Genomic DNA, 18147 nt, shown 5'->3' with positions numbered 1-18147 from the left:
GGGAACTCCTTGCTGGAACGGAAGAGGGTGGGGTTCAGTGAACTGCGGTTGCGGCGACGGCCTCCGCGTGGAGGCGGCCGGCCCGATAGGAGGAGCGCACGAGCGGACCGGACAGGACGCCGAGGAAGCCGATCTCGCGGGCGATCCCGTCGAGCATGACGAACTCGTCCGGCGTCGCCCACCGTGCCACCGGATGGTGCCGGGCCGACGGCCGCAGATACTGCGTGATCGTGATCAACTGGCAGCCGGCCGCGTGCAGGTCCCGGAGGGCCTGAATCACCTCGTCCGTGGTCTCCCCCATCCCGAGGATCAGGTTCGACTTGGTGATCAGGCCGTCCTCCCGAGCCCGTGTGATCACCTCGAGGGACCGCTCGTACGTGAAGGCAGGGCGGATACGACGGAATATCCGGGGAACAGTCTCCACATTGTGCGCGAGTACTTCCGGGCGGGTGTCGAACACCTCGCGTAGCTGCGCGGCATCGGCGTTGAAATCGGGGATCAGCAGTTCGACGCCGGTGCCCGGGCACAGTTCGTGAATCTGCCGGACCGTCTCCGCGTACAGCCAGGCGCCGCCGTCCGGCAGATCGTCGCGGGCAACCCCGGTGACGGTGGCGTACCGCAGGCCCATGGTCTGCACCGACTCCGCGACCCTCCTGGGTTCGCCCCGGTCGAGTGTGGCGGGCCGGCCTGTGTCGATCTGGCAGAAGTCGCACCGCCGGGTGCACTGGCTTCCGCCGATGAGGAACGTCGCCTCTCGGTCCTCCCAGCATTCGAAGATGTTGGGACATCCCGCTTCCTGGCACACGGTGTGCAGGTTCTCGCGTTCGACGAGGGCGGCGAGGTCCCGGTATTCGGGGCCTGTCCGCATCTGCACCTTCATCCACGACGGTTTGCGTTCGACCGGGGTCTGAGCGTTGCGGACTTCGAGGCGGAGCAGTCGGCGGCCGTCAGGCTGTGCAGTCATGGGGGGACTCCTAGGGCCGGTCGAAACCGGTCGGTATGCGTCGTCGGACCCGCGCGGTGGACAGCGCGGAACCGGGGCAGGCGATTGGGGAGAGCGAGCACACTTCGACAACCGTTGCGGCTGCGGGCATCTGGGCTCTCATCGTCCGGCGTGTGCGGTCACGTCGGAGCGAAGATGCATCGAGGATGCCAAACGACGAGGACTTTTGGCAACACCGTCGGTCCAAGGAGACAAACCCGCGGCGTCTGTGTACTGTTTGGCCAATCACAACTGAAGACGCCGTTGACGCGCAGCGGGAGAACCTCCGTTTCGGAGGCGCCGTAGGAGCAACTTCCTCCCCGGGAATCTCTCAGGCCCCAGTACCGCAGCGCAGAGGCAACTCTGGAGAAAGTATCGGCCGTAAAGCCGGAACTTACCGAAGGTGAAGAGCACGCCGCAGTTGCGGTGCGCCCAAACTCTCAGGTTTCAGGACAGAGCGGGGAGGTGCCCCCTTGTCGATGTCCGGTGCGGTCCGGACTCAACGAAACCGGAGTCACCTCGTGCCAGCAGAACCCCGCACCGCCACCCACGGCGTGCCGCTCACCAGCGACTTTCCGTCCCGCCACATCGGTCCTGATGCTTCCGCGTCGCGGCGGATGCTCGACGCCCTCGGTTACGACAGTCTCGCGAACCTGATCGACAGCGCGGTGCCGGACCAGATCCGCAGCTCACAGCCCTTGAATCTGCCCGCGGCGCGGTCCGAGCAGCAGGTGCTCGCCGACCTGCGGGCACTGTCGGAGCGCAACGAGATCCGCGTCCAGATGATCGGTCTCGGATACTCCGACACCATCACGCCCGCGGTGTTGCGGCGGAACATGCTCGAGTCCCCCGCCTGGTACACCGCCTACACGCCGTATCAGCCGGAGATCTCCCAGGGCCGGCTGGAGGCGCTGCTGACGTTCCAGACCGTCATCGAGGATCTCACCGCCCTTCCCCTGGCCGGCGCGTCGCTGCTCGACGAGGCGACCGCCGTGATGGAGGCGGTGCTGCTGATGCGACGCGCGAACAAGTCGAAGTCCGCCACCAACCGCGTCGTCCTCGACGCAGACTGCCTGCCGCAGACGCTGGCCGTCGTCCGGGGACGAGCGAAGGCGGTGGGCATCGAGGTGGTGGTCGCGGAACTGTCCGGGGAGCTGCCCGACGGTGACATGTTCGGGGTGGTCTTCCAGGCGCCCGGTGCGAGCGGCGCGGTCCGCGACCTGGCTCCGATGATCGCCGCGGCGAGGGCGCGCGGCGCGCTGACCACGGTCGCGGCGGACCTGCTGTCGCTGACGATCCTGACGCCGCCCGGCGAGCAGGGCGCCGACATCGCTGTCGGGTCGGCGCAGCGTTTCGGTGTGCCCCTGTTCTTCGGCGGACCGCATGCCGGCTACATGGCCGTGCGCGGCGGGCTCGAGCGCATGCTGCCCGGCCGTCTCGTCGGAGTGTCCGTCGACGTCGACGGGAAGACGGCCTACCGGCTGGCTCTGCAGACCCGCGAACAGCACATCCGGCGTGACAAGGCGACCAGCAACATCTGCACGGCGCAGGCACTGCTTGCGAACGTCGCCGCGATGTACGCCGCCTACCACGGTCCGGAAGGGCTGCGCGCCATCGCAAATAGGGTGCACGACCACGCGACGACCATCGCCGGAAGCCTGCGCGCCGCCGGTCACACAATCGTCCACGACAGCTTCTTCGACACGGTTCTCGTGCGGGTCCCGGCGGGTGCCGGGGCGATCGTGGAGTCGGCCGATCGGGACGGCATCAACCTCCGCCTCGTCGACGCCGATCACGTTGCGATCGCCTGCGACGAGTGCACCACCGACGACATCGTCCGGCGGGTGGTCGCCGTGTTCGGTGCGCAGCCGACGACCGTCGCGGCGGCCGAACTGCCTTCGGCACTCGCCAGGACGTCGAACTACCTGCAGCACCCTGTGTTCCACGATCACCGCTCGGAAACCGCGATGCTCCGCTTCCTGCGCACACTGTCGGACAAGGACCTCGCGCTCGACCGCACTATGATCCCGCTCGGATCGTGCACGATGAAACTCAACTCCGCTGTCGAGATGGAACCCATCAGCTGGCCCGGGTTCGCGTCCATCCACCCGTACGCCCCGGTCGCGCAGACGGCCGGCTACCTCGAGCTCGTCGCCGACCTGGAACGCTGGCTCGGCGAGATCACCGGCTACGACCGGGTCTCGTTGCAGCCCAACGCCGGATCCCAGGGTGAGCTGGCCGGGCTGCTCGCGATCCACGGCTATCACGAATCCCGCGGCGACTTCGGACGCAACGTCTGCCTCATCCCCCAGTCCGCGCACGGCACCAACGCGGCGTCCGCGGTTCTCGCGGGCATGAAGGTCGTCGTCGTCGCGACCGCGGAGAACGGCAACATCGACTTGGGCGACCTACGCGCGAAGATCGCGGCGCACGAGGGCGCGGTGGCCGCGATTATGCTGACCTACCCGTCCACGCACGGCGTGTACGAGAGCGACGTGCGGACGGTCTGCGATCTGGTGCACGAGGCCGGCGGGCAGGTGTATGTCGACGGCGCGAACCTCAATGCGCTGGTCGGCCTCGCACAGCCAGGTAAGTTCGGCGGCGACGTGTCACACCTGAACCTGCACAAGACGTTCTGCATCCCGCACGGCGGCGGTGGTCCCGGTGTCGGGCCTGTCGCGGTGCGCGAGCATCTGGCGCCGTTCCTGCCCGGTAATCCGCTGGGCGGCGACGACCTCGGCACCCCGGTGTCGGCGGCCAACTACGGATCGGCCGGCATCCTGCCCATCACGTGGGCGTACATCGCACTCATGGGACCGGACGGGCTGACGAGCGCCACCGAAACCGCGGTTCTCGCAGCCAATTACGTCGCCCGGTCGCTGGATCGGCATTTCCCGGTCCTCTACACGGGCCCGTCCGGTCTGGTGGCACACGAGTGCATCCTCGACCTCCGGCCCATCACCAAGTTGACCGGCGTCACCGCCGAGGATGTCGCGAAGCGATTGATCGACTACGGCTTCCACGCGCCCACCCTGTCGTTCCCCGTCAACGGCACCCTGATGGTCGAGCCGACCGAGTCCGAGGATCTGGCCGAACTCGACCGCTACATCGAGGCGATGGTGTCGATCCGCCGCGAGATCGACCTGGTCGGCGATGGCGTGTGGCCGCTCGAGCGCAGCCCACTGCGTCAGGCCCCGCACACCGCCGAACAGGTGACCGCGGACGAATGGGACCTGCCCTACCCCCGCCACCTCGCCGCCTACCCCGTCGCGTCGCTTCGCGCCGCCAAGTACTGGCCCCCGGTGCGTCGCATCGACGGCGTCCACGGCGACCGCAACCTCGTCTGCTCGTGCCCGGCGCCCGAGGCCTTCGAGAACACCACCGACATCGACACTTCGGCCATCGCCGAGACCCCCGAGGAGGCCTTCGCATGACCCTCACCACGACGCCCGCGTCCCCGCTGCTCGGCGAGCACGGCGCGCTGGGAGCCCATTTCACCGACTTCGCGGGCTGGCAGATGCCGCTGAAGTACGACAGCGAACTCGCCGAGCACCACGCCGTCCGCAAGACCGCCGGACTGTTCGACCTCTCGCACATGGGCGAGATCGCGGTCACCGGACCCGAATCCGGAGCGGTCCTGGATTATGCTCTGGCCGGCGAACTCTCGAAGATCGGCGTCGGCAGAGCCAAGTACTCCCTCCTGTGCAATGCGGACGGCGGAGTCATCGACGATCTGGTCGTCTACCGTCTCGCCAACGAGCATTTCCTCGTGGTGGCCAATGCGGCCAACGCGCCGACGGTGCACCGCGAACTGGCGGCACGCGTCGAGGGTTTCTCCGCGAACGTCGACGATCAGTCCGCGGAGACCGCACTGATCGCGGTGCAGGGACCGGCCGCGCAGGGCATCGTGCAGTCCCTCGTTCCCGCCGAGCAGGTCGACACTGTGGCGGAGTTGAAGTACTACGCGGTCGCGCGCGCGGTGGTCGCCGGCATCGACGTCCTCCTCGCCCGTACTGGGTACACCGGGGAGGACGGCTTCGAGCTGTACGTGCCGAACGAGCTGTCCGTACAGTTGTGGCGCGCATTGCTCGACGCCACCACGACCCGCGGCGGCGTCCCCGCCGGCCTCGCCTGCCGCGACACCCTCCGCCTCGAGGCCGGAATGGCGCTGTACGGCCACGAACTGACCCTCGACACGAATCCGTACGAGGCCGGGCTCGGCAAGGTGGTCCGGCTGAACAAGGAATTCGTCGGCCGCGATGCCCTGCAGAGGTTGTCGGATCAGTCCCCGCAGCGGGTGCTCGTCGGCCTCGCCGGAGGCGGCCGCCGGGCCGCGCGTGCCGAGTACACCGTGTTGGACGCGGCCGGTGAGTCAGCGGTCGGCACCATCACGTCCGGGGCGTTGTCTCCGACGCTCGGGCATCCGATCGCGCTCGCGTTCGTGGACGTCGCGTTCCGCGAACCGGGCACCGAACTGACGGTGGACATCCGCGGCAAGAAGGAACCGTTCGTGGTCACGCCGTCGCCGTTCTACCGCCGCTCCTGAGCCGTTCCCTCCCACTTCAGCCCCGAAAGGGTCACATATGTCTTCGCACGCCTTCCCCGACGACCGCAGCTACACCGACGACCACGAGTGGGTCCTGATCGAGCCGGGCGCCGCCCTCCCCGACGAACCGGTCCGCGTCGGCATCACGTCGGTCGCCGTCAACTCGCTCGGCGAGCTGGTCTTCGTCGACCTGCCGGAGGTCGGTGCGACCATCGTCGCCGGCGAATCGTGCGGCGAGGTCGAGTCGACCAAGACCGTGTCCGAGCTGTATCCGCCGGTGAGCGGCCGGGTCACCCTGATCAACACCGCCGCCGTCGACGACCCGGGACTGGTCACCTCCGACCCGTACGGCGAGGGCTGGCTGTTCGCCGTCCAGCCGTCCGCCGCCGGTGAGCTCCTCACCGCGGCCGAGTACGCCGAGAAGAACGGGGTGCAGGCATGAGCGTCCTGAACCGCGATCTCGCGGATTTCGATCCGGACGTCGCCGCACTGATCGGCAAGGAGCTGGGGCGCCAGCGCACCGGCCTCGAGATGATCGCGTCGGAGAACCACGCACCGCTTTCGGTGATGCAGGCGCAGGGGTCCGTGCTGACCAACAAGTACGCCGAGGGGTACCCGGGCAGGCGCTACTACGGCGGCTGCGAGCACGTCGACGCGATCGAGCAGCTCGCCATCGACCGCGTCAAGTCGCTGTTCGCCGCCGAATACGCCAACGTGCAACCGCATTCCGGTGCCACCGCGAACGCGTCGGTGATGCACGCGCTGATCAAGCCGGGCGACACGATCCTCGGACTGTCCCTCGCCGACGGCGGCCACCTCACGCACGGCATGCGCCTCAACTTCTCCGGCAAGCTCTACAACGTCGCCGCCTACGGGGTGTCCGAGCAGGACTACCGCATCGACATGGACGAGGTGGCGAAGGCGGCACGCGAGCACCGGCCGCAACTGATCATCGCCGGCTGGTCCGCCTACCCCCGGCACCTGGACTTCGCCCGCTTCCGGGAAATCGCCGACGAGGTCGGCGCATACCTGATGGTCGACATGGCCCACTTCGCGGGCCTGGTCGCCACCGGATTCCACCCGTCCCCCGTCCCGCACGCACACGTCGTCACGTCGACGACGCACAAGACCCTCGGCGGACCCCGCGGCGGCATCATCCTGACCAACGACGCCGCCATCGCGAAGAAGATCAACTCCGCGGTATTCCCCGGCCAGCAGGGCGGCCCACTGGAACACGTGATCGCAGGCAAGGCAACGGCATTCAAGATGGCGGCCGAACCCGACTTCGCGGAGCGTCAGGAACGCTGCCTCGACGGTGCGAAGGTCCTCGCCGAACGGCTCAGCCGACCCGACGTCAAGGAAGCCGGAATCAGCGTCCTCACCGGCGGCACGGACGTGCACCTCGTCCTCGTCGACCTGCGGGATGCCGCCATCGACGGGCAGCAGGCCGAGGACCGCCTCGACGCGATCGGAATCACCGTCAACCGCAACGCCGTCCCGTTCGATCCGCGGCCGCCGATGGTGACGTCCGGTCTGCGCATCGGCACGCCGGCACTCGCCGCCCGCGGCTTCGGCCGCGACGACTTCGTGACGGTCGCAGACCTGATCGCCCAGGCACTGGTCGCAGCGGACGGCGCCGACACGACAAGACTCGCCGCCGAAGTGCGGGTACTGGCCGACAAGTACCCCCTCTACCCGGGTCTATAAAGTCGTGACGATCAGTGTGTTCGACCTGTTCTCGGTCGGTATCGGACCCTCGAGTTCGCATACGGTCGGGCCGATGCGGGCAGCGGGCACGTTCGTCGACGACCTCGACACACTCGGCCTTCTCGGGGACGTCGCCGGTGTCCGTGTCGATCTGTACGGATCGCTCGCGGCCACCGGCGCCGGCCACGGCACCATGTCGGCGATCCTCCTCGGCCTCGAGGGGTATCGGCCGGAAACCATCGCCACCGAGGAGATGGAGACGCGACTCGACGAGGTGCGGGCGAGTCGGCGGATCCGCCTCGGCGGGACCGCCGACATCCCGCTCGCCGAGGACGAGATGGTGCTGCACCCGTTGACGGTCCTCGATTTTCACCCCAACGGAATGACCCTCACCGCCACCGGCGTGACCGGCCGTGAACTGCACGCGCAGACGTACTTCTCGATCGGCGGCGGATTCGTCGTCACCGGCGCCGAACCGGAGCTGCCCGTCGACGCGGGCGCGACTTCGCTGTCGTTCGGGTCTGCGCTCGAACTGCTCGACCTCAGCGAGCACTACGGGCTCACGATCAGCGAGGTCATGCTCGAGCACGAACGCGCCCTCCGGCCCGAGCCGGAGGTCCGGGCGCGGCTCCTGCACATCCGGGACGTGATGGTCGAGTGCCAGCAACGCGGAATCAGCCGGGACGGGTACCTGCCCGGCAGTCTGCGGGTACGCCGCCGCGCCCGCGGCTGGTACGAGCGGCTGAATGAGGAGGATCCGGGTCGTGATCCCGCGTTCGCCGAGGACTGGGTGAACCTGGTGGCGCTCGCCGTCAACGAGGAGAACGCGTCCGGCGGACGGATCGTCACCGCCCCCACCAACGGGGCGGCCGGCATCATCCCGGCGGTCCTGCACTACGCGCTGCACTACACCCCCGCCGGGAAGGCCGACCCGGACGGAACGACGGTGCGATTCCTGCTGGCGGCCGGCGCAATCGGATCCCTGTACAAGGAACGGGCCTCGATCTCCGGGGCCGAGGTGGGCTGTCAGGGCGAGGTGGGTTCCGCGGCGTCCATGGCCGCCGCCGGGCTCGCCGAGATCCTCGGCGGCAGCCCGCAGCAGGTGGAGAACTCGGCGGAGATCGCGATGGAACACAGTCTCGGTCTGACGTGTGATCCCATCGGCGGCCTGGTGCAGATTCCGTGCATCGAGCGCAACGCCATCTCGGCGGGCAAGGCGATCAACGCCGCCCGGATGGCGCTGCGCGGCGACGGCACCCACCGAGTCAGCCTGGACCAGGTGATCGAGACGATGCGGGCCACCGGCGCCGACATGAGCTCGAAGTACAAGGAGACCTCCACCGGCGGTCTCGCCGTGAACGTGTCGGTGAACCTCGTCGAATGCTGACGTAAGTCCTCTAGGGCCAGTGAATGAACGCGGTGCCGGGGATCCGATCGGGATCCCCGGCACCGCGGTCACGCATGTGCGGGCTGCAACAGACCTATTCGGTCGAATCGCTCCGCACGGTCGGAGAGTCGCTGGGTGGTGTCTGCCGCGTCGAGGAGCGACAGTTCGCGGTGGAGTACCGCACCCACCCGGGTGCAGAACGCCGTGGATTCGTCTGCTGCGTCCGGGAATTCGGGAATCACCTCGTCCACGATGCCGCTCGCGAGGAGGTCGGACGACCGGATTCCCTGCCGGGCGGCCATGTCCGGAGCGTGTGCGATGTCGTGGTGCAGGATCGCGCTCGCACCTTCGGGTGGGAGGGGTGAGAGCCAGCCGTGCTGGGCCGCGAGCACCCGGTCGGCCGGGATCAACGCGAGCGCGCCGCCACCGGTGCCCTGCCCGAGCAGTAGGGAGATGGTGGGGACGTCGAGCGAGACCATGTCGGCGATGCAGCGGGCGATCTCACCGGCCAGACCGCCTTCCTCCGCCTCCTTCGACAATGCCGCGCCCGCGGTGTCGATGACCGTCACCAACGGCAGGTTCAGTTCCGCCGCCAGCCGCATTCCCCGGCGGGCTTCCCGCAGAGCGCCCGGGCCGAGTGGCGACCGCGTGGTCTGCCCTCGACGGTCCTGCCCGAGCAGGACGCACGGCATGTCACCGAACCGGACGAGGGCGAGGATCAAGCCCGGATCGACCTCGCCCTGACCGGTTCCGTTGAGCGGAAGAACATCCGACGCGGAGTGGAACATCACCTCCCGCACCCCCGGCCGGTCCTCGCGGCGCGAGGCGACCACCGAATCCCAGGCGGGGACGTCCGGCAGACTCTCGTGGACGGGGGCGTCCGCGAGCGACGGCCGGCCACCACGGCCGGAGGTGATGATGCGCAGCGCGCGGTCGACGATCTCGGCGAGCTGATCCGGCGGCCGCACCGCGTCGATGAGTCCGTGCGCGTGCAGGTTCTCGGCGGTCTGGACCCCCGCCGGGAACGGCGACTCGTACAGCGCCTCGAACACGCGCGGTCCGAGGAAACCGACGAGCGCTCCCGGTTCCGCGATGGTGACGTGCCCCAGCGACCCCCAGGACGCGAACACTCCGCCGGTCGTGGGGCTCCGCAGGTAGACGAGGTACGGCAGGTGCGCCTCCTTGTGCTTGATCACCGCCGCCGTGATCTTGACCATCTGCAGGAACGCGGTCGTTCCCTCCTGCATTCGCGTGCCACCCGACGTGGGCAGGGCGAGCAGCGGAAGGCGCTCGCGCGTGGCGCGCCGGATCGCGGCGACGAGACGCTCGCCGGCGGCCACTCCGATGGAGCCGCCGAGAAAGCCGAATTCGCAGACGAGGATTGCCGTTCGGCGGCCACGGATGGTGGCCACTCCGGTCAGCACCGCCTCGTCGAGGCCGGTCTTCTCCTGTGCGCGAAGAAGTTCGTCGGCGTACTCGGGGTCCGCCGCGACCTGGATCGGGGGCGTGTCCCAGGACTCCCACGTGCCGGCGTCGACTACGAGGTCGAGCAGTTCGGGAGCGGTCAGGCGAGCCATCAGCTGCACTCTTTCAGCCACGACATCACGGTGTCGTTGTCCGCGCCGAGGACCGGTGGTGCGGTGTGCCGGGTCTCGGTGACCTCGGTGCCGTCCGGTTCGAAGAACCGCAGGGGCGGGCCGGGCAGCGTGATGTTGCCGAGTGTGCGGTGGTCGACGTCGACGAGCAGTCCCTGCGACTTGGTCTGCTCCCATTCGTAGACTTCGGAGATCGTCCGGACGCGTCCCGCGGGCACTCCGATGCGGTCGAGTTCGACGAGAAGTTCGTCGCTGGTGTACGCGCCGAACGCGTCCTCGACCAGTTCCAGGACCTGCTTGTGGTTCTCGACGCGTTCGGGATTCGTGGCCATTCCGGGGGTTTCCGGATCGAGGTGGAAGCCCGCGCAGAACCGCTTCCACAGTCCTTCGCTGCCGACCGAGATCTGGACGGCGCCGTCGGCGGTGCGGAACAGCCCGTAGGGCGAGATCGAGGGATGGTGGTTGCCCTGCGCCTCACCGACCTCGCCGGCGACGGTCCACTTCGTCCCTTGGAAGGCGTGCACGCCGACGACGCTGGCCAGCAACGACGTTCGCACGACGCGGCCCCGTCCGGTGCGCTCACGTTCCTGCAGGGCGGCGACGACGCCGAACGCCCCGTACATGCCGGCGAGCAGGTCCGCGATGGGCACGCCGACGCGCTGGACGTCGTCAGGATTGGGGCCGGTCAGCGACATCAGTCCGGCCTCGCCCTGCGCGATCTGGTCGTACCCCGCGCGTCCGCCTTCGGGTCCGTCGTGACCGAAACCGCTGATGGACAGGACGACCAGGCGCGGGTTCAGCTCCGCGAGCCGTTCGGTGGTGAATCCCAGGCGGTCGAGGACGCCGGTGCGGAAGTTCTCCATGAGGACGTCGGCGCGCCGGACGAGGGATTCGAGGGTGGCGTGTCCGTCTTCGGCCTTGAGGTCGAGGGTGATCGACTTCTTGTTCCGATTCGCGGACAGGAAGTACGTCGATTCCCGCTCGGCGTCGGCAGGCTCCACGAAGGGCGGCCCCCATCCGCGGGTGTCGTCGCCGCCGTGCGGGGTCTCGATCTTGATGACGTCGGCGCCGAGGTCGCCGAGCATCATCGCCGCGTGGGGGCCCGCGAGTGCGCGGGTCAGATCGACGACGACCACTCCTTGCAGCGGACCTGTGCGCTCCATCGTGTTCGTGGACATGTGAAACCACCCGTTACTTCCTGGCGAGAGCCGCGAGAGCTGGACTGTTGGTGCAGTGACCTAGTGGACTAGCCAATTAAATGAAACATCTGATCCGACCGATGTCAAGAGGTGAAAATCGACGCAATGACGCGGGGAGGCGGGCCGGTCGCCTCCCCGCCGGCCGTCAGAGCCAGCCGGGCACCACGAGAATCGCCCAGGCCACGAGTGGCCCGATGGCCACGACGAGGGCGCTGTACTTCAGGATCTGCTTGTAGAAACGGTCTCGATCGACGTTCTGTGCGTTCGCGAGGACCAGCGCTCCGTTGGTCGAGAACGGGCTGACGTCCACGATGGTCGAAGAGATGGCGAGCGCGACGATGACGCCCACCGCGCCCACCTCGCCGGCGAGGAGGAAGGGGACGGCGAGCGGAATGGTCGCTCCCAGAATCGCCGTGGACGACGCGAATGCGGAGACGATGGCCCCGATGTAGCAGAGCAGAAGAGCGACGAGAAGAGGCATCCCCAGGCTGGCCACCGCGTTTCCGACGTACTCGACGGTGCCCGCCTCCTGCAGGACCCCCACGAAGGTGAGCACGCCGCCGATGAGCAGAACCGTCGACCAGCTGATCTGAGCGATCGCACCCTTCTGCGCCTTAGGCGAGGCGAGCGCCAGGACGACGGCCACCGTCATCGAGATGAACCCCACGTCCAGGTCGAGGATCAGCGAGAACACCGCGAGCGCGGCGAGACCGACCAGAGTGAGGGCCTGATCGAATGTGACTCCGGGGCGTGCGGGTGCGCCCGCGAGGGTCGCCGTCGGGCGCACCTTGGTCGCGGTGGCCCCTCCGGACCCCGAGCCACCTCCGGTCGCGGGCACTCCTCCGCCCGAGCCACCGGCACCAGTTCCTTCGGTGTTCTCGGCGCCGTCGTCGTGCACGCTGCGCCCGATCAGGTCCCGACCGCCCAGGAAGACGAACAGGAGCACCCCGATAGCGGCGTTGAACAGGAGGCTTCCGAGGAACAGGGTGAGCGGGCTGTTGGTCAATCCCGCCTTGGACGCGATGTCGTTGACCGTGACGCCGTAGATGCTGATCGGCGAGAAGCCGCCTGCCTGCGCTCCGTGGACGACCATCATGCCCATCAGGAGGGCGTTGATCTTGTAGCGGGCGGCGAAGCCGAGAGCGATCGGCGCGACGATCGCGACGGCGGCAGGGCCGAGCGCGCCGATCGAGGTGAGTACCGCCGTGATCCCGAACATCACCCAGGGGATCAGCGCGACACGACCGCGGACCAGCCGGACCGCCCCGCGGACCATGAGGTCGACGGTCCCGTTGTTCTGGGCGATCGCGAAGAGGTAGGTGATGCCGACCAGCGTCAGGAACAGGCTGCTGGGGAATCCGGCGATGATGTCGTCGCTGCTCATGTGCAGTGACAGGGTTCCGACGAAGAAGGCGGCAACGAAGCCGAGAGCGCCCATGTTCACGGGCAGCACGGTCGCCGCCAGGAACATGACAGCGAGCGCAAGTATGGGGATCAACTCGGTCGACATGAAAGTCTCCGGTTCTGTGGCAGTGGCATCTGGTCTCGACCGCCGCCGGCGAGCAAATTGACTCAGTGGCAGATTGGCCTAGCCACTTCATAAAAGCAGTGTCGTGGATCACTGTCAATAGGAACTGTGGATGCGGTTACATGCCTGTGCGAGATACCGTGGAGTAGTTTCAGTGGAATGGAGAGTGGGTGGCCCAGTGGCTGAGCAACTGCGTCCGGTAGCACGACCGCGGCTGTACGAGGTGATCGTCGAACAGCTCTGCGCCCATATCGCCGACCACGAGATGACGCCGGGCGACCGACTCCCCGCCGAGCGTGAACTCGCCGCTCAACTGGGCGTGAGTCGCGCTTCCCTGAGTCAGGCGCTCGTCGCCCTCGAGGTACAGGGTGTGGTGTCGGTGCGGCACGGGGACGGTGCCGTGCTCGTCCGCCGCCCCATCGAGGAACGAGCCGTCAAGGCGCTGCGCGAACACGCCGATCGTCTCCCCGAGGTGATCGAGGCCCGCGAGGCACTCGAGGTGAAGCTTGCCGGGCTCGCCGCCGAGCGCCGGACCGACGCGGAAATGGCGGCGATCGATGCCGCCCTCGCGACGATGGAAGCCGAGATCGCCGCTGGCGATCGCGGCGTCGTCGGCGACGAACAGTTCCACGAGGCCATCACCGTCGCGGCGCACTCGTCACTGCTGGCCAAGCTGATGCACGAGATTTCCGGGCTGATCCGGGAGACCCGGATCGAATCCCTGTCCCAAGCAGAACGCCCGCGGGCCTCGCTCGAAGGGCACCGCCGCATCGCGACGGCGATTCGAGACCAGGACTCCGCGGGCGCTTCCCGTGCGATGGCCGATCACATCCGGATGGTGTCCGACGTCGCGCTGCTGCGCGAGGGCGGATAACCGGGTCTACCCGCCGACCACCGACTGCGGCCGGTGGGCACCGAGAATCTCGTCGGTGTCGGCGCCGAGTACCGGCGGCGCGGACGTCAGACGCGGGCGCACGCCTGCGAAACTGACCGGGAACGCGATCTGCCGCAGGCTGCCCAGCGTCGGGTGGTCGACCGTGCCGATCATCCCGAGTGCCGCAGTGTGCGGGTCGGCGTAGATCTCGTCGAGGTGCCGGATCGGTGACACGGGCACGGCGTGCGCGGCGAGTGTCTCGCACCAGTGCTCCACGGTTCCCGACGCGAAGGCCGTCGACAGCTCCTGCTCGAGATCACCACGATTCGCCACGCGGTCACGGTTGCGCTCGAAGCGCGGGTCGGTCGTCAGATCTTCGCGTGCGATCGCGGAGCACAGGCTCCCCCACTGAGTGTCGTTGCCCACCGCGAGGACGAAGTATCCGTCGCTCGCGGGAAATGCTTGGTACGGAGCGAGATTGGGATGACCGGAGCCCAGCGCGCCGGGACGCTCGCCGGTCGCGAAGTAATTGGTCGCCCAGTTCACGTGCAGAGCGAGCTGGCATTCGAACAGTGACGTCGTCACGTACTGCCCTCGGCCGGTCCGCGACCGCTCCACCAGGGCAGCGAGCACTCCGATCAGACCGAAGAGTGCCGCCCCCAGATCACCCATCGCGAATCCTGCCTTCATCGGCGCCCCGCCCGGCTCACCGGTGAGAGACATCAGCCCGCCTGCGGCCTGCGCGATCATGTCGTAACCCGGTTCGTCGCGCAGCGGACCGTCCTCGCCGAACGCGGAGATGTGCAGCACGACCAGATGCGGGTACCGCTCGGACAGCGTCCGGTAGTCGAAGATTCGCTGCAATCCGCTGCCGGGCTTGAAGTTCTCGACGACGACGTCGGTCTCTTCCAGGATGCGATGGATGACGTCCTGTCCCTCTTCCGATTTGAGGTCGACGGTCACCGACTTCTTGCCCCGGTTGATCGCGAGGTAGTACGTGGCGTCGGGGCCGACGAACGGCGGACCCCACGACCGTGTCGGGTCGCCGCCGTCGGGGTGTTCGACCTTCGTGACGTCGGCGCCGAGGTCCGCGAGCGACATGGTGGCGTACGGTCCCGCGAGGATCTTCGAGAGGTCCAGCACCCGCACACCCGCGAGGGGCGCCGGACCGGTGTGGGTGGTGTTCACAGGAGAACTCCTGTCGCAGAGTCGGATCGGGGTGCGGCGGCCTGAGCGGCATCGGCGGTGACATCGGTGTCGTCGACGACGGCAGCGAGGTGGTCGAGGGCAGCCCCCGGGAGATGTCCGGTGTCGCCGGACAGGTAGGCGTTCGCGACGAGCAGCGACCGGTAGCCGCTGCCCGAGGTGATCGCGAAGTCGGCGAGGTCGTAGAGCAGGGTGGCCATCGCCGCGCGGGCCAACTCGTTCGCGTAGCGCGCGCATCCGGCCTGCGCGGTGTCGTCGTCTCCGGCGACCAGCAGATCGCCTTCCTCGACCAGGTCGTCCCAGCGTCGGCGGAGAACATCGGCGCCGGTGCCGCAGTCGGGTCCGAGTCCGGCGAGGATGCCGCGCATCGTGTCCGCCAGCCGGCGATGCGCACCGAGCTTGCGCATGCACCGCAGCACGTCCAGGGCGATGACGTTGCTCGACCCTTCCCAGATCGACCCCAGGTGGGCGTCGCGGACCAGGCGCGCGTGGGCCCATTCCTCGATGTAACCGTTGCCGCCCCGCACCTCCATGGCCTCGCCGGTGACCACGCGCGCCCGCTTGCAGATGTAATGCTTCGCGAGCGGGGTGAGGACCCGGATCAGGGCACGTGCGGAGTCGTCGCCGGCGTCCGCCGCCTGCAGACACTGCGCGCTGTACGCCACCAGGGCGAGCGCCGCCTCGGCGTCGAGGGCGAGCGGCAGCAGGGTTGCCCGCATCAGGGGCTGGTCGAACAGGGCCTTGCCGAACACGACCCGCTCCCGGGTGTGGTCGACTGCGTCCCGCACGGCTCGTCGCATCAGCGCACTCGACCGCATCGCGTTCGACAGCCGCGACGTGTTCACCATCTCGGCCATCTGCCGGAACCCGCGGTCGAGTTCGCCCACCTGAAGGGCGTACGCACCGGCCAGCGACACTTCACCGCTGGGCATCGAGCGGGTGCCGAGCTTGTCCTTCAGCCTGTCGATCGTGTAGCTGTTGCGGTCGCCGTTCGCCAAAACCTTGGGCACCATGAACATTCCGACGCCGCGGGTGGACTGGTCGTCGCCGCCTGGGAACCGGGCGAGGGTCACGATGACGTCGGCGTCGGGATTGGACGCGAACCACTTCTTCCCGGTCAGCCGCCACGCGTCGCCGTCACGCTCGGCCCGGGTCTCCGTGCGGGCGATGTCGGTGCCGGCCTGCGGTTCGGTCATGAACATCGCACCGGTCATCGCGCCGTCGGGGTCCGTCGACGTCAGTGCGTCGATCCACGGTCCGAACACGTCCGGGTCGCCGAACATGCGCAGCGTGCGGGCGGCGGCATCCGTCATCGACACCGGGCACGCCAGCCCGAACTCGGCCTGCACGAACACGTACGACGCGAGGTACTTCACCAGGTGCGGTGGGACGTCGTCCCAGCCGTGCAGGCCGCCGCGGTGCGACAGTGCCGACAGTCCGTATTCGCTGTAGGCGGCTCGGCACAGTTCCTGGTAGGAGGGGTGGTACGCGATCCGGTCGATGCGTTCGCCGTCCCGGTCGAACTGCTGCAGCACCGGCGGATTCTTGTCGGCGGTGGCGGCGAGGGCGTCGAGCCGGTCGCCGGCGTCGGCGCCCAGCCGGTCGAGCAGGGTGTTCAACTTGTCGCGGTCCGACGGTGCGGTCCACCGGTCGACGACGGCGCGCAGGGCGGGATCCGTGTGAGCGAAATTCATGAGTGGGCAGCATCTTTCCGGGTCGAGGTGTGTTCGGGGCGGGGCTCGGCGTCGGCCCGGTCCGAGCGGGCTTTCCCGCGGCGGAGCAGCAGCGTCATGCAGGCGAGCGAGAGCACGACGTAACCGAGTCCGAGGGCGACCACCGGCCAGATCGAGTCGGTGTGGGTGAGCAGGAACTGGCAGAGCACCGGGGCGGTTCCGGCGAAGATCGCCGTCGACAGCTGATACGACAGCGAGATTCCGGTGTAGCGGACGTTGGTCGGGAAGACCTGGGCGAGGATGCCGGCGAGCGCGGCGTAGTACATCGCGTGCGGCGCGGTGGCCAGCACCATGCCGAGCATCGCCAGGGGCACCGACCCGGTCTGCACGAGAAGGAACATCAACGGCAGCAACACGAGTTCGGGCAGCAGCATCCACCGGACCGCCCGCGACGGATCGATTTTCGTGGCCAGCACGGCGCCGAACGGCTGCACGAGTACCTGCGCGACGAGCGCGATCGTGATCACGAGGAGGAAGTCCCCGCGGTCGAATCCGAGGTCGGCGGTGGCCCACGCGAGTGCGAACGTGGTCTTCACGTAGGTGATGGCGACACCCGCGACCACGGCCCCCACGCCGAGGGCGAGTTCGACCGGGTGCGAGCGCAGTACCTCGACGAGCGGCATCCGGGTGCGCTCCTGGGCGACGACGGCCTTCTTCATCTCCGGCGTCTCCGAGATCCGCAGCCGGATGTACAGCGCGACGACGACGAGCGCGGCGGACGCGAGGAACGGCAGACGCCAGCCCCAGGACTCGAACACGCTGTCCGACAACAATGTCAGCGCCAGGAACGCGAGGGTCGCGAGCAGATTGCCGACGGGCGATCCCTGCTGCGCGAATGCGCCATACAGCACCTTCTTGTTCGGTGGCGCGAATTCGGTGGCGATGAGCACGGCGCCACCCCACTCACCGCCCATCGCGATGCCCTGGACCACGCGGAGCGCGACGAGGAGGATGGGCGCCCAGATCCCGATCTGCGAGTAGGTGGGGAGGCAGCCGACGCCGACCGTTCCGATCCCCATCAGGATCAGCGTGATGATCACGGCGTTCTTGCGGCCGAACTTGTCGCCGAAGTGACCGAACACGATCCCGCCGAGCGGGCGGGCCACGAAGCCGATCGCGAACGTCGCGAAGGCGGCGAGGGTGCCCACCGCGGGCGAGGCGTCGGGGAAGAACAACCGGCCCAGCACGAGTGCGGAGGCGGTGCCGTAGATGTAGAAATCGAACCACTCGATGGTGGTGCCGACGAACGCGGTGACACCGGCCTTGCGGGCCTGCTTGGTGCTGTATTCGGGTGGTGCCGCGTCGCGGCCGGGATTCGGGTTCACGGTTCTCCCTGACTTTCGTGGGGCGTCACGCCGACGCAGAGGTGGTGTGCATCACTATCGTCGGA

The 18147-nt window shown here is 68.3% G+C and carries 13 protein-coding genes and 1 riboswitch; of the genes, 6 read left to right on the top strand and 7 right to left on the bottom strand.

What is annotated here, in order from left to right; all coding sequences use genetic code 11:
• Positions 1–34 precede the first annotated feature (34 nt).
• Positions 35–964, bottom strand: a complete 930-nt coding sequence (gene lipA / locus QM693_RS02120; RefSeq protein WP_283351206.1) for a lipoyl synthase — start codon at positions 962–964, stop codon at positions 35–37.
• A 283-nt stretch (positions 965–1247) separates the two neighbouring features.
• Positions 1248–1339, top strand: a riboswitch (glycine riboswitch).
• A gap of 122 nt (positions 1340–1461) precedes the next feature.
• Between lipA and gcvP the strand changes: the two genes are divergently transcribed.
• The 5 genes from gcvP to QM693_RS02095 are packed head-to-tail and all read left to right on the top strand — an operon-like array spanning position 1462 to position 8622.
• The gene (gcvP, locus tag QM693_RS02115) at positions 1462–4416 is read left to right on the top strand and encodes an aminomethyl-transferring glycine dehydrogenase (protein ID WP_502942576.1); all 2955 of its coding nucleotides are present in this window, start codon (positions 1462–1464) and stop codon (positions 4414–4416) included.
• Positions 4413–5528 (top strand): glycine cleavage system aminomethyltransferase GcvT, encoded by a 1116-nt coding sequence (gcvT, locus tag QM693_RS02110; protein WP_283351205.1) that lies wholly within the window; start codon positions 4413–4415, stop codon positions 5526–5528. The genes gcvP and gcvT overlap by 4 nt, the downstream gene beginning before the upstream one ends.
• 37 nt (positions 5529–5565) lie before the next feature.
• Complete coding sequence (gcvH, locus tag QM693_RS02105) at positions 5566–5970, top strand: glycine cleavage system protein GcvH (RefSeq protein WP_009475688.1); 405 nt, start codon at positions 5566–5568, stop codon at positions 5968–5970.
• Positions 5967–7235 (top strand): serine hydroxymethyltransferase, encoded by a 1269-nt coding sequence (gene glyA / locus QM693_RS02100; RefSeq protein ID WP_283351204.1) that lies wholly within the window; start codon positions 5967–5969, stop codon positions 7233–7235. The genes gcvH and glyA overlap by 4 nt, the downstream gene beginning before the upstream one ends.
• A 4-nt stretch (positions 7236–7239) precedes the next feature.
• Positions 7240–8622 (top strand): L-serine ammonia-lyase, encoded by a 1383-nt coding sequence (locus QM693_RS02095; RefSeq protein ID WP_283351203.1) that lies wholly within the window; start codon positions 7240–7242, stop codon positions 8620–8622.
• A gap of 68 nt (positions 8623–8690) precedes the next feature.
• On the opposite strand, the gene QM693_RS02090 is transcribed toward QM693_RS02095, so the two are convergent.
• The 3 genes from QM693_RS02090 to QM693_RS02080 form a co-directional block, all read right to left on the bottom strand.
• Positions 8691–10199 (bottom strand): carboxyl transferase domain-containing protein, encoded by a 1509-nt coding sequence (locus QM693_RS02090; protein WP_283351469.1) that lies wholly within the window; start codon positions 10197–10199, stop codon positions 8691–8693.
• Positions 10199–11395, bottom strand: coding sequence for a CaiB/BaiF CoA transferase family protein (locus QM693_RS02085; protein WP_283351202.1), 1197 nt, complete (start codon positions 11393–11395; stop codon positions 10199–10201). The genes QM693_RS02090 and QM693_RS02085 overlap by 1 nt, the downstream gene beginning before the upstream one ends.
• 166 nt (positions 11396–11561) lie before the next feature.
• Positions 11562–12926, bottom strand: a complete 1365-nt coding sequence (locus tag QM693_RS02080; protein ID WP_283351201.1) for an SLC13 family permease — start codon at positions 12924–12926, stop codon at positions 11562–11564.
• A gap of 196 nt (positions 12927–13122) precedes the next feature.
• On the opposite strand from QM693_RS02080, the gene QM693_RS02075 reads away from it, so the two are divergent.
• The gene (locus QM693_RS02075; protein WP_283332231.1) at positions 13123–13818 is read left to right on the top strand and encodes a FadR/GntR family transcriptional regulator; all 696 of its coding nucleotides are present in this window, start codon (positions 13123–13125) and stop codon (positions 13816–13818) included.
• A 6-nt stretch (positions 13819–13824) separates the two neighbouring features.
• Here QM693_RS02075 and QM693_RS02070 read toward each other — a convergent pair whose 3' ends face one another.
• From QM693_RS02070 to QM693_RS02060, 3 genes are read right to left on the bottom strand one after another with little or no spacing between them, the layout of a single operon-like run.
• On the bottom strand, positions 13825–15006 hold the full coding sequence (locus QM693_RS02070; protein ID WP_283351200.1) for a CaiB/BaiF CoA transferase family protein: 1182 nt from the start codon (positions 15004–15006) through the stop codon (positions 13825–13827).
• On the bottom strand, positions 15003–16718 hold the full coding sequence (locus tag QM693_RS02065; RefSeq protein WP_283351199.1) for an acyl-CoA dehydrogenase family protein: 1716 nt from the start codon (positions 16716–16718) through the stop codon (positions 15003–15005). The genes QM693_RS02070 and QM693_RS02065 overlap by 4 nt, the downstream gene beginning before the upstream one ends.
• Positions 16715–18082, bottom strand: coding sequence for an MFS transporter (locus QM693_RS02060; protein ID WP_283351198.1), 1368 nt, complete (start codon positions 18080–18082; stop codon positions 16715–16717). Before QM693_RS02060 ends, QM693_RS02065 begins: the two co-directional genes overlap by 4 nt.
• Positions 18083–18147: the final 65 nt, after the last annotated feature.

The sequence above is a fragment of the Rhodococcus sp. IEGM 1305 genome (assembly GCF_030058635.1).
Classification (GTDB): Bacteria; Actinomycetota; Actinomycetes; order Mycobacteriales; family Mycobacteriaceae; genus Rhodococcus_F; species Rhodococcus_F opacus_D.
The sequence above is the reverse complement of the archived record's forward strand: the minus strand, read 5'-3'. Positions and strand labels throughout refer to the sequence as shown.